Raw genomic sequence first — 11,637 nt, 5'->3', positions numbered from 1 at the left:
GACAGAGTTCTGATCTAGTCGATCCGGCGAAGCCCGCCTCGCGGAGACCTCCGCGAGGCGGGCTTGCGCGTTCAGCCGACCGGTTCGAGCACGCGCCGCACGCGGCGCCGGGTGCCTTGTCCGCCGGCCCGCCAGATCAGCGCCGCGTAGGCGGCGAGCATCCTGCGGCGGCCGAACTGCTCCCTGGCTGCCAACAGCGCGGGAGCGAACTCGCTTCGACGGGCCAGCGCCTCGCCCCACGCCGCGGCGATCGCGTCGGCGTCAGGCGGGGTGAGCAGCCCCCGGCCGGCCACGATCGCGGCGCAGTCGCCGACGTCGGTCGCCACCGGGATCGCACCGCACAGCAGCCCCTCGATCAGGCACAGCGGCGCCGCCTCGCCGAAGGTGGACGTGAGCGCGACCACGTCGGCGGCGGCGAAGAGCGCCTGCGGGTCGTCGCGCGGGCCCAGCAGGTGAAGGCGACCGGATTCATCGAGTCCTGTGATGCGCAGGTCGGTGAGCAGTTGTTCGTTCTCGCGCGTCATGCCGGTTCCGCACATGAGCACGTGCGCCGTCGGCCGTCGGGCCAGGAAGCGCGCGGCGGCGGCGAGGAACAGCGGCACGTTCTTCATGCCGTCGTAGCGCGCCGCGAACGCGACCACCGGGGCCTCGTCGGGGATGGCCAGCGAGCGGCGCAGTCGCGCGCGGGCCAGCCGGTCGGGCCGGAACCGGCGCAGATCGACGCCGTTGGGGATCACGTGCAGCAGGCTGTCGGGAACGCCCGCGGCCCGGTAGGCCGACTTCGTCGATTCCGCGCAGCACACCAGCGCCGTGACGCGTCCGGCGGCCACCGCGGCGCGCAGTTCGGCGAGCGCGGAGCCCTGATTCTCCGGATCCGAGCGGTGCAGGCAGGTGACCAGCGGCCCGCTCCAGCCGGCCTGGTTCACCAGCCGTAGCGGCTGTTCCTTGAGCGTGAGCACCACCCGCGTCGCGGCGGCCTCCCGCTCGAAGAGTGTCAGCTCCCGATCGTCGAAGCGCGCCGATTTCCGGTCGGCGGCGCCTCGTTCCGCGCCGCGCAGCGCGGTGACCGGGATTCCCGCCGCGACGAGTCGCTGATAGCAGGCGTCATCTCGCATCCGCTGGAACGTCGCCTCCCGGTAAACGTTCTCGTGGATGCTGAGTACGCGGTGACGTTGACCGCGGCCGTGCAGGCCCGCGAGCACGTCGGTGTGGAGGATCCGGGCGCCGCCGCGGAAGAAGCCCTCATAAAGGGAGAGCACCCCGATTTCGTGAGACACCAGTTCATCATGGTCTTTCCACGCCGGTAACCGTGGATATCGGGGAAAACTCCGTGTGAACTTTCCTGCTCATTCCCGAGCGGCGCGGGACCGCCCGGGAACGGGCGAGCTCACGAGGAGGCCGACCTGGCCGCGAGCGCCGGCTGCAGCAGGCTGGGCTGGAGCCGGCGCACCGCCTCGAGATGGTCCCCGGTCCAGATCATCCGGACCGCGGTGGCGGTGGCCTTCCCGTCCTCGTCCCGCAGGTCGTGCTGCACGGCGCGCACCAGGCGGTTGTCCGCCTCCGGATCGCGCTCGAGGGTGGGCGGGATGGTCCGCTCGCCGTCGAGGCTGCCCGCCAGGTCGTCGTACCAGTTGCGGATGTGTTCGACGCTGCGCAGCAGCTCCATCCGGGCCGACGCGCGGTCGTCGGAGACCGGGTCCTCGTCGCGCTGCCAGAGATCGAGGACGGCGTCGGCGGCGAGGCGCAGCGCGGTCACGCCGCTGACCAGTCTGGTGATCTCGGCCAGCGGCACCGTCTTCGCACCGCGCTCGACCAGGTACTCGCGGAACGTGTCGTCCATCCGGCGCGCGGCCGCGGCGGCCCGGACCGCCTGCTGGGTCGGCACGAGCGTGGCGGCGTCCACCGAGGAGCCGGATCCGGCCGCCGCGGCTCCCGTGATGTCGAAGCGCAGCATCCCGTACTCGACGGCCGCGGCGAGGTACCGCGCGCTGTCCGCGTAAGCCTCGGACAGCGCCTTGCTCAGCGCCGCCGCCGCGCCGCGCGGCCAGAACAGCACGCCGACCGCGAGGCTCACGCCCGCGCCGATCGCGATGTCCTCGACCCGCAGCAGCCCGACCCGCCAGCCGGTCGGCTGGATGATGTTGAACAGGATGACCAGGACGAGGGTGAAGCCGGCCTGCCCGGCGGCGAAGGAGATCGCCGCCGGGGCGATCCCGGCCAGCACGATCGCGGGCGGCAGCAGGAACCACAGCAGCCCGGTCGAGTGGCCGATCGGGAACAGCAGCAGCGCGCCGATGACGAAGCCTGCGGTGGTGCCGAGGACCGCGCGAAACGCGTTGAGCCCGGTGTTCAGCGCGCTCGACCGCAGCACGGAGAGGGTGCCGAGCACCACCCAGAAGGAGTGCTGAACGCCCGTCAGGTTCGCGACCAGCACGGCAAGGCCGAGGCCGACCGCGCCGCGCACGCTGTTGTGCAGCCAGACCGAGTGCCGCTCGACGTGCGCCGCCGCGCGTTCCTGAGCCGCCGTCAGGGTGCCGGGCAGGCCCTCGGGCTGGCGGCCGAGCAGCCGGTCGAGCCACGAGCGCCGCTCCGCCCGCGCGGCCAGTTCGATGTTGCGGCCGATCAGGGAGGCGACGAAGCTGATCTCCTGCGCCCGGAAGCTCGGGTCGAGCGCGTCGATGACCTCGCTGACGTGCTCGTCCAGCATGATCGACTCGGCCCGGCGCAGCTGCTCCGGCGTGGGCGGCGCGTCATCCGAACCGGAAACCGCCGCGCCGGAGACCGTGGCGCCTTCGAACTGTGCCCCTTCAAACACCGTGGACTGCATGGGCAGCTGGCCGATGGCGTCGCGTTCCAGCTTGGTCAGCGCCTCGCGCAGCGCGGTGAGGGCGTCGTGCAGGCCGTCCAGGCTCGCCCGCGGCGATTCCAGGAGTTCGGCGCCGCGTTCCAGCACCGCCGCGGCGGCGTTCTTGACCTTGCACGCGGCCGGATTCGGCATGGCGCAGTTGAGCGAGCGCGACTGCGCCAGGATCGCGCTGAGCCAGCTCAGCTCGTCGACAAGTCGCACCACGGCCCGCGCCGAGGTGCTCAGCCCGGTCGGCCGGTTGGGCGTGGCGAGGAAGACGCGGTTCAGATCGGCCATCGCGGTCTCGGACGCGGTCACCGCCGCCTGATACTGCGGCGCGGACTTCACATCGACCCCGGCGCGGTGCAGCGAGACCGAGAGGTACAGCCTGGTCGCGATGGCCCGGCACGCGGCCGCCGCCCTTCCGCGCAGCGGGTCGCTCGCCGGCGCCGGCCACAGCAGCGAGACCGCGAGCAGCGCGGCGGCCGTGGCGATGCCCCAGCCGGCCAGCCGGTCCGGGATCACCCCGGGCCTGCTGGCCAGCGAGACCGGGAGGATGAACGAGAGCAGCAGCGCGGTGGTCGCGCCGGCGAGCACCGAGCTGACCACGCCGACGAACAGCGCACCGAAGCCGACCAGGGTCATCGCCGCGGCCGCCAGCCACTGCTCGCGCGAGGCCAGCGTGCCCAGGCACACCAGCACCGCGCTGGCGACCGCGAGGGTCAGCTGCGCCTGCAGCCGGTCCCGCATCGAGCCGCCGAAGTCGACCAGCATCAGCATCGCGAAGGAGCCGAACGCGGCGTAGGTCGCGATGTCGCCGTTGTGGAGCACCTTCGCGCAGAACGCGAACAGCACCGGCATCACGATCGCCGCCCGGCCCGCGCGGCGCAGCGCGAGCAGCCCGCGGTCGTGCGTCGTCAGCCAGTTCCAGAGTTTTCGCCTCAGTTGCCCTATGCCCCGCATCGGCCCCTCCGTGGGACTTGTCGCGCGCTCTTCGAAGAGCCGTCTAGCACGGTGCGTATCCGAAATTTCGTTGACTGACAAGCGAATTAACCGGCTGCCGCCTTCACCCGGTCCACCTCGCGCAGCAGCGCGGCCGCGGCCGCGCTGGTCGGGTCGGTCGTGACGCTGACCGTCTCCCACGCGGGCACCTCGCCGGCCAGTTCGATGAACCGCACCCGGTCAGTCTTCACCGAGTAGGACCGCGGCACCAGCGCCACGCCCAGTCCGTACGCCACCAGGTCCAGCAGCGAGTGCACGTCGGTGACCTCCAGGGCGACCCGCCGCTCGATGCCGGCCGCGGTCAGCACCCGGTCGGCCAGGTCGCGGGTGCCCCAGTCCGCCGGGAAGTCCACGAACTGCTCCTCGGCCAGGTCGGCCAGCTTGACCTGCCCGTTGCCCGCCAGCGGGTGGTCGAGCGCGCAGGCCAGCGCCAGCGGTTCGCGGTCGAGTGCCTGGATGACCACGTCGTCGGGGCAGCGTCCGGAGCCGGGCTTGGAGACGAACGCCACGTCGAGCCGGCCGGTGCGCACCAGCTCGATCAGCTCGTCCGAGCCGCCCTGCCGCAGCTGGATCTCCAGCCCGGGGTGCTCGGAGAGGAACCCGGCCAGCAGCGTCGGCACGTGCACCGCGTGCAGGCACTGCAGCGAGCCGATCGAGAGCCGTCCGCGTAGCAGGCCCTGCACGGCGGCGACCGCGTCCTTCGCCGCGTTGCTCGCCGACAGCGCGCGCAGCGCCTCGCCCAGCAGCGCCTGGCCGGCCGGGGTCAGCTGGACCTGCCGGGTGCTGCGCAGGAACAGCGGAGCGCCCAGTTCCCGCTCCAGCGAGCGGATCGAGGCGGACAGGCCCGACTGGGCGATGTGCAGCCGCTTGGCCGCCCGGGTGAAGTGGCACTCCTGCGCGACCGCGACGAAGTGCTCCAGCTGGCGCAGTTCCACGTCCCTCACCCCTATTGAGCAGCAGCTGTGCTGAGCGGCATCAGATTTCTCTGTTGGACAGCTTAATCCTGGGCAGGGAGGCTGGGACTGTACCTGTCAGATACGGGAGGAACCCCCATGCAGACTCGCCGCATCGGCGACGTCCAGGTCGGCGCCATCGGTCTCGGCGGCATGCCGATGTCGATCGAGGGACGGCCGGACGAGCAGCGCTCGATCGCCACGATCCACGCCGCGCTGGACGCCGGAATCACCCTGTTCGACACCGCGGACGCCTACCACCTGCACGCGAACGAGGTCGGGCACAACGAGTCCCTGATCGCCCGCGCGGTGGCCAGCTACGGCGGGGACACCTCGGATGTGCTGATCGCGACCAAGGGCGGCCACCTGCGTCCCGGGGACGGCAGCTGGACGGTCAACGGCTCGCCGGAGTACCTCAAGCAGGCCTGCGACGCCTCGCTCAAGCGCCTGGGCGTCGAGGCGATCGGGCTGTACCAGTTCCACCGCCCGGACCCGCGCGTGCCCTACGCCGACTCGGTCGGCGCGATCCGCGACCTGCTCGACGCGGGCAAGATCCGGATGGCCGGCATCTCCAACGCGAACCCGCAGCAGATCCAGCAGGCCAACGAGATCCTCGGCGGCCGCCTCGTCAGCGTGCAGAACCAGTTCTCGCCCTCGTTCCGCTCCAGCGAGCCGGAGCTCGAGCTGTGCGCGCGGCTCGGCATCGCGTTCCTGCCGTGGAGCCCGCTCGGCGGCATCTCGAGCGCCGGCGACCTCGGCTCCAGGTTCGGCGCCTTCGCCGAGGTCGGCAAGGCGCACGGGATCAGCCCGCAGCAGGTCTGCCTGGCCTGGATGCTGGCCAAGGCGCCGGTGGTCATCCCGATCCCCGGCTCCTCGCGGCCCGAGACGATCCAGGACTCGGCGCAGGCCGTGGACCTGAAGCTGTCCGCCGAGGAAGTGGCCCGGCTCGACGCCGCGTGATTCCTTCGCGCGCCCGGCCGGCCGGTACCCTTGGTAATAACTGAACGCACTGGGTGGGGCTGACAGCGCCGTCGCCGTCCCGACACAAGGAAGTTGGCAGCGACATGCTTTCCGGCGCTGTACGCCGTGCCCTGCTCTCCCTCGCCGTCGGCGGATTCGCCATCGGCACCGGGGAGTTCGTCGTGATGGGCCTGCTGCCGCAGGTCGCCTCCGACCTGTCCGTCTCGATTCCGCGGGCCGGGGAGCTGATCTCCGCGTACGCGCTCGGGGTGGTGGTGGGCGCGCCGCTGCTCACCGCCGCCTCGGTGCGGTACCGGCGCAAGCCCGTGCTGCTGGTGCTGATGAGCTGGTTCGCGGCCGGCAACCTGCTCTCGGCGCTGGCGCCCAGCTTCGGCCTCGTGCTGCTCGCCCGGTTCGCCACCGGACTGCCGCACGGCGCGTTCTTCGGCGCCGGCGCGGTGGTGGCCGGCTCCCTGGTGGACAAGACGCGCAGCAACAGCGCGATGGCGGTGATGTTCGCCGGGCTGACCGTGGCGAACATCGTCGGCGTACCGCTCACCACGATCCTCGGCCAGCACGCCGGCTGGCGGCTCGTCTACGCGATCGTCGGCCTCATCGCGGTGCTCGCCGTACTCGCGGTCGCGCTGGCCGTGCCCGCGGATGCCGGAGCCCGGACGCAGAGTGCTGATGAACAGGGCGCTGCTTCCGCGCCGGAGGCCGCCGGCGGCGCACAGTCCTCGCTGCGCGGCGAGCTGCGCGCCTTCGCCAAGCCGGAGGTGTGGCTGGTGCTCGGCGTGGCGATGGTCGGCGGCGGCGGACTGTTCGCCACCTTCAGCTACATCACCCCGATGATGACGAACGTCGCCCACTACGCCGACTCCAGCATGACCTGGCTGCTCGCCCTCTTCGGCCTCGGCATGACGATCGGCAACCTGGTCGGCGCGCCGCTCTCGGACCGCTGGCCGGCGCGCACGCTGCTGTGCTCGCTCGGCGCGCAGATCGCGGTCTCGATCGCGTTCCTGGCCGCCGACCACAACCGGGTCACCGCCGGCGGCGATCTTCCTGTTCCCGCTCTGCTCGCTGGCCGGGCTGCCCACGCTGCAGGGGCGGATTATAGCGCTGGCGGGCGGCGCGCCGAACCTGGCCGCCGCCTCGATCCAGGCGGCCTTCAACATCGCCAACTCCATCGGCGCCTACTTCGGCGGCCTGGCCATCGCGGCAGGGTTCGGATACGGCTCGCCCAACGCGGTGGCCGCCGCGCTCGGCGCCGTCGGCCTCGCCCTGGCGATCACCGCGGTGCGCGTCGAGCGCGGTCGAACCGGGCGCACGGCAGAGGCGTTGAATACTCCGGAGGACCGCGACATGGCGCGGCGCGAAAAGGCAGCGCCCGAAAGGATCGCCGCGTGACCACACCGACGCCCACCACCTTCGGCATCATCGGCAGCGGCTGGCGCGCGGAGTTCTTCGTGCGCCTCGCCGCCCTGCTGCCCGACCGGCTCACGCTGGTCGGGGCCGCCGCGCGTCGCGCGCGGAGCGCGGAGCGCATCACCGCGCACTGGCGGGTGCCGGCGTACCTCTCGCCGCAGGAGCTGATCTCCAAGCAGAGCCCTGACTTCGTGGTCACCAGCGTCAGCTGGCCGGCCAATCCCGAGGTCATCGCCGCGGCGGTGGAGGCCGGGGTCAAGGTGCTGGCCGAGACCCCGCCCGCGCCGGACGCCGACGGCCTGCGCGCGCTGTGGGCCCGGGTCGGCGAGCGGCGGATGGTGCAGGTCGCCGAGCAGTACCTGCTCATGCCCGGCCACGCGGCCCGGCGCGAACTCGTCGAGCGCGGCACGATCGGCCGGCCGACCTCGGTGCAGGTCTCCTCGACGCACGGATACCACGCGGTCTCGATGATCAGGGGCCTGCTGGGCGTGGACTTCGAGCCGGTGCGCGTGACGGCGTCGCGATTCACCGCGCCGCTGCTCGATCCGCTGACCCGCGACGGCTGGACCGGCGACGAGTCGGCCAAGGATGCCGAGACGACGCTCGCGACCCTCGACTTCGGCAACGGTGCCTCAGGGCTCTACGACTTCACAAGCAACCAGTGGCACAACCGGCTGCGCCTGCGCCGCATCGTGATCCGCGGCAGCCACGGCGAACTGGCCGACGACACGGTCGTGCGCTGGGCCGGCCCGCGCACCGTGCTGAAATCGCAGCTCGTACGCTCGCAACTCGGCCAGGACCTCAACCTCGACGGCCACGACACCGAGCACTTCTCCTTCGACGGGGAGGTGGTGTACCGCAACCCGTTCCTCGGCCTGCGGCTGATGGACGAGGAGATCGCGATCGCGAGCATCCTCGCCGCGACCGCGGCCTGGGTGCACGACGAGGGGCCGGAGCCGTACCCGCTCGCGCAGGCCTGCCAGGACCACCTCATCGCGCTCGCGATCGATCAGGCCGCTGAGACCGGCGAGCGGGTCACCACCGGGGTAGAGGCCTGGGCGCACTGAGGGTCGGGTGGGCGTGAGGATGCGGGGACGGGCTCAGTGCCCGCCCCCGCACCGCCTACCGCCTACGCCCGCGTTACGCGGGAGTCAGGCTCACGCGACGGTTCTCGACGTCGAGCGCGAGAATCCGCACCGCGACACGCGATCCCGGTTCGGGCCGGGTGCCCCAGGCCGACTCGTGCAGCAGGCCGTGGACGCCGTCGCCGACGTCGACGAACGCGCCGAACGGAACGACGCTGACCACCGTGCCGTCGATGACGCCGCCGCTCGCGTGGCGAGCGACGAATTCGTTCCAGACGGCTGGTTCCACGCTGTGCTTCGGGCGGGTCATGCGATCACCTCCTCTCCCTGCAATCTCCGCCTATGCGGGATCGGCGCAGGGGGCGGGCCTCGGGCCCGCGCGGTGATCAAGCGATAGCCGGGTAACCGTTCCGCTCGCGGTCCAGTCGCACGCGGCGAAGAACCAACCCGGCAGTCATGTGATCGATGTTAGCTCAGCTCGCGTTGCTTGCGCCGCAGGAATTCTTGTTCCGCAGAGTTCTGCGTCAGCTCGATCGCGCACTGATAAGCGAGCGACGCTTCGTTCGCGCGGCCTAGCCGGCGCAGCAGGTCCGCGCGCACGACGTGGTACACGTGGAATCCGTCGAGCCCGAGGGAGTCGACGAGCCCGAGCGCCGCCTGCGGACCGTCGACCTCCGCCACCGCGACCGCGCGGTTGAGCGCCGTGACCGGAGTCGGCGCGATCGTCATCAAATGGTCGTAGAGGCGCAGGATCTGCGACCAGTCGGTGGCTGCGGCGATCGGCGCGTCGCAGTGCACTGCGTTGATCGCGGCCTGGAGTTGGTACGGGCCCGGCCGGTCGCGCTTCAGGCAGCGGCGCACCAGTTCCCGGCCCTCGGCGATCAGCGCCCGGTCCCAGTGCTCGCGGTCCTGTTCGGTCAGCGGCACCAGGCTTCCGTCCGGGCCGGTGCGCGCGGACCGGCGCGCCTGCGTGAGCAGCATGAGCGCGAGCAGGCCGAGCGCCTCCGGCTCGTCTGGCATCAGCTCGACCAGCAGCCGGCCGAGCCTAACCGCCTCCGCGCACAGATCGTCGCGCACGAGCCGGTCGCCGGAGCTGGCCGTGTAGCCCTCGTTGAAGATCAGATAGACGACGGCGAGAACGGCGCGCAGCCGGTCCGGCAGATCAGCCTCCTTCGGCACCCGGTACGGGATGCGCGCGTCGCGGATCTTTCCTTTCGCACGCACCAGCCGCTGCGCCATCGTCGGCTCCGGCACGAGGAACGCGTGCGCGATCTCGGCTGTGCTCAGACCGCCGAGCAGACGCAGCGTCAGGGCGACCCGCGCCTCGGGGGAGAGGGCCGGGTGGCAGCAGGTGAAGATCAGCCGCAGCCGGTCGTCGTGCACGGGGCCGTCCTCCTCTGCGCTGTCCTCGGCGCCTGTGATTCCTACCGCGCCGCTGATGCCCGCAGTTCCGGCGGTTCCCCCGTAGCCGCCGAGCAGCAGCGCGGCCCTGGTCTGCCGGTCCTCCCGCGAAGACTCCCGGCGCAGCCGGTCGATCGCCCGGTTGCGGGCGGTGGTGATGATCCATCCGGCCGGGCTCGGCGGAGCGCCGTCGGCAGGCCAGCGCTCCGCCGCGACCGCGAAGGCGTCCTGGACCGCCTCCTCGGCGAGCTCGATGTCGCCGAAGGAGCGGACCAGGACCGCCACCGCGCGGCCGTACTGCTCGCGGAAGACCCGCTCGATCGCCGAGCCGGTCCCCTGATCCGGTGCCGCCACGCCGCGCTCAGCGCCCGGTCGGCTCGGCGAAGCGCCCGGAGTCGTCCACGAACGGCCGCACCTCGATCGGCAGGCCGATCACCTGGGCGAGCTTGCGGCCCCACTCCAGCGCCCCGTCCAGGTCGGGCGCCTGGACGATGGTGAACCCGCCCAGGTACTCCTTGCCCTCGATGAACGGGCCGTCGGTCATCAGGACGTCGCCGTCCTTGCGGCGCAGCACCGTGGCCGTGCTCGGGGCGTGCAGCCCGCCGTTGAAGACCCAGGCGCCGGCGTCCTTGGCCTCCTGGATCACGTCGGCGACGCCCTTCATGATCGGGCCGAGCACCTCGGGCGGCGGCACGGGGCCCTCGGGGGTGTAGATGCCGAGCAGGTACTTGTTCATGGGAAGCTCCAGGTCGTCTCTGGTTCGCGGCCGCCTTCCGGCCGGCCTTCACCCTCTATACGAACGGCCGGCGGCCGGATCGACACCGGTGCCCGAGATTTTCTCTCCGATTCTCGGCCGACCGGTCCCGAGACGCGAGCCGGGCGGAGCTCAGACGGCGATGTTCGCGTAATCCACCTTCACCGCGTACCCCTGCGCGGTGGGGCTGGTCGGGATCGGCACGAACGAGACCGTGCCCGTGCCGCCGCAGGGCAGGTTCAGCGTGGTCGGGATGGGCACCTCCACGAAGAAGTTCTTGATCACCACGGGCGGGTTGACGGTGGAGGGGACCGCGCCGCTGAACAGCGCGTCGATCTGGTCGGCGGCCGAGCCGGTGTAGCCGACGAAGCTGGAGGTCGGCGGGACGACCGCGTACGCCTCGACGTACTGGCCGGAGATCGGGTGACCGGTCTGTCCCGGCTGGTAAGGGCCGGGGCAGATCACCTTGATGACGGGCACCGTGCCGGTGGAGGCGGCCTGCGGGTTGACGGCGGCGGTGAAGTACATGTTCGGGCCGACCGGGATAGGGTCCTGAACCGGGTCGGCGGAGGCGGCCGGCGCGGCCAGCCCGGCCAGGGCGAGTGCGGCGAGCGCGGGTATCAGCGCGCGCATACGTGCGGTCATGAGCGACTCCTTCGGCGCAGCGAGGAAGAAATTGCGAACCAAGGGGTGCAAACGCGCATGGGTAAGGGTATTGCGTGACGAGTCAGGGTTTTTACCCCTAACCGCCAGCGCGGATCGTAGGAGACCACTGACTTAGTGTCAACGCCCGGCCGCGCGCGGATCGGGCCGAGCAGCGCATCTCTCAGCCGCCGTGTGAAACCGCCGCGGCGAGCTTGCCGAGCGAGTGCGCGATGCCGAGCCGGACCACCGGGCGCACCAGCGGCCAGCCGATCCGGCCGAGCACGCCGAGCGGCAGCTTGATGTCCTCGGTCCAGGTCAGCCTGCTGACACCGAGGCCGGCGTCCGCCACCTCGAACGCGCCGCTGCCCTTGAGCAGCCGGCCGGTGTGCTCGACCAGGCAGCGGTGCGGCGGCTCCCAGGCCGTGATCACCATGGTGTCCAGGAAGCCGATCGGGCCGATGCCGGTCCACGCCTCGATGCCGCCACCGACGCCGCGCCCGCCGTGCACGGTCCCGCGCACCCGGGTGCCCAGCATCCACCCGCTCTGCCGCTCCCAGTCGGTCGTGG

The 11,637-nt window shown here is 71.8% G+C and carries 10 protein-coding genes; 2 read left to right on the top strand and 8 right to left on the bottom strand.

What is annotated here, in order from left to right; translation table 11 throughout:
- Positions 1 to 71: 71 nt before the first annotated feature.
- The 3 genes from VFB40_RS25485 to VFB40_RS25475 all read right to left on the bottom strand — a co-directional run bounded on the left by VFB40_RS25485 (position 72) and on the right by VFB40_RS25475 (position 4,782).
- On the bottom strand, positions 72 to 1,277 hold the full coding sequence (locus VFB40_RS25485) for a glycosyltransferase (RefSeq protein WP_324854990.1): 1,206 nt from the start codon (positions 1,275 to 1,277) through the stop codon (positions 72 to 74).
- A 110-nt stretch (positions 1,278 to 1,387) separates the two neighbouring features.
- Positions 1,388 to 3,808 carry an FUSC family protein gene (locus tag VFB40_RS25480; protein ID WP_324854988.1) on the bottom strand — a complete coding sequence of 807 codons (2,421 nt, stop codon included), beginning with the start codon at positions 3,806 to 3,808 and terminating at the stop codon, positions 1,388 to 1,390.
- 86 nt (positions 3,809 to 3,894) lie between these two features.
- Positions 3,895 to 4,782 carry a LysR family transcriptional regulator gene (locus VFB40_RS25475; RefSeq protein WP_324854986.1) on the bottom strand — a complete coding sequence of 296 codons (888 nt, stop codon included), beginning with the start codon at positions 4,780 to 4,782 and terminating at the stop codon, positions 3,895 to 3,897.
- A gap of 117 nt (positions 4,783 to 4,899) precedes the next feature.
- On the opposite strand from VFB40_RS25475, the gene VFB40_RS25470 reads away from it, so the two are divergent.
- Both VFB40_RS25470 and VFB40_RS25465 read left to right on the top strand, forming a co-directional pair.
- Entirely contained in the window at positions 4,900 to 5,760 is an 861-nt protein-coding gene (locus VFB40_RS25470; RefSeq protein WP_324854984.1) for an aldo/keto reductase, read from the top strand.
- A gap of 104 nt (positions 5,761 to 5,864) precedes the next feature.
- A complete protein-coding gene (locus VFB40_RS25465; RefSeq protein ID WP_324854982.1) occupies positions 5,865 to 8,252 on the top strand; it encodes an MFS transporter in 2,388 nt (795 codons plus the stop codon).
- Between the two features lie 73 nt (positions 8,253 to 8,325).
- On the opposite strand, the gene VFB40_RS25460 is transcribed toward VFB40_RS25465, so the two are convergent.
- From VFB40_RS25460 to VFB40_RS25440, 5 genes are all read right to left on the bottom strand, one after another.
- Positions 8,326 to 8,580, bottom strand: a complete 255-nt coding sequence (locus VFB40_RS25460; protein WP_324854980.1) for a S1 RNA-binding domain-containing protein — start codon at positions 8,578 to 8,580, stop codon at positions 8,326 to 8,328.
- A gap of 158 nt (positions 8,581 to 8,738) precedes the next feature.
- Positions 8,739 to 10,025 (bottom strand): RNA polymerase sigma factor, encoded by a 1,287-nt coding sequence (locus tag VFB40_RS25455; RefSeq protein ID WP_324854978.1) that lies wholly within the window; start codon positions 10,023 to 10,025, stop codon positions 8,739 to 8,741.
- Positions 10,026 to 10,032: 7 nt separating this feature from the next.
- Complete coding sequence (locus VFB40_RS25450; protein ID WP_324854976.1) at positions 10,033 to 10,407, bottom strand: YciI family protein; 375 nt, start codon at positions 10,405 to 10,407, stop codon at positions 10,033 to 10,035.
- A 150-nt stretch (positions 10,408 to 10,557) separates the two neighbouring features.
- Positions 10,558 to 11,070 (bottom strand): hypothetical protein, encoded by a 513-nt coding sequence (locus VFB40_RS25445; protein WP_324854974.1) that lies wholly within the window; start codon positions 11,068 to 11,070, stop codon positions 10,558 to 10,560.
- 181 nt (positions 11,071 to 11,251) lie between these two features.
- Positions 11,252 to 11,637 (bottom strand): SRPBCC family protein (locus tag VFB40_RS25440; RefSeq protein ID WP_324854973.1); only part of this gene is annotated, 386 nt, incomplete at its 5' end.

The sequence above is a fragment of the Actinocrinis sp. genome (genome assembly GCF_035650855.1).
In the GTDB taxonomy this organism is placed as follows: domain Bacteria; phylum Actinomycetota; class Actinomycetes; order Streptomycetales; family Catenulisporaceae; genus Actinocrinis.
This window is presented reverse-complemented; position numbering and strand designations above follow the sequence as displayed.

Coding starts and splice junctions, on each gene's coding strand:
- VFB40_RS25480 (WP_324854988.1), bottom strand. CDS start 3,808: ATGCGGGGCATAGGGCAACTGAGGCGAAAACTCTGGAACTGGCTGACG.
- VFB40_RS25470 (WP_324854984.1), top strand. CDS start 4,900: ATGCAGACTCGCCGCATCGGCGACGTCCAGGTCGGCGCCATCGGTCTC.
- VFB40_RS25465 (WP_324854982.1), top strand. CDS start 5,865: ATGCTTTCCGGCGCTGTACGCCGTGCCCTGCTCTCCCTCGCCGTCGGC.
- VFB40_RS25460 (WP_324854980.1), bottom strand. CDS start 8,580: ATGACCCGCCCGAAGCACAGCGTGGAACCAGCCGTCTGGAACGAATTC.
- VFB40_RS25450 (WP_324854976.1), bottom strand. CDS start 10,407: ATGAACAAGTACCTGCTCGGCATCTACACCCCCGAGGGCCCCGTGCCG.
- VFB40_RS25445 (WP_324854974.1), bottom strand. CDS start 11,070: ATGACCGCACGTATGCGCGCGCTGATACCCGCGCTCGCCGCACTCGCC.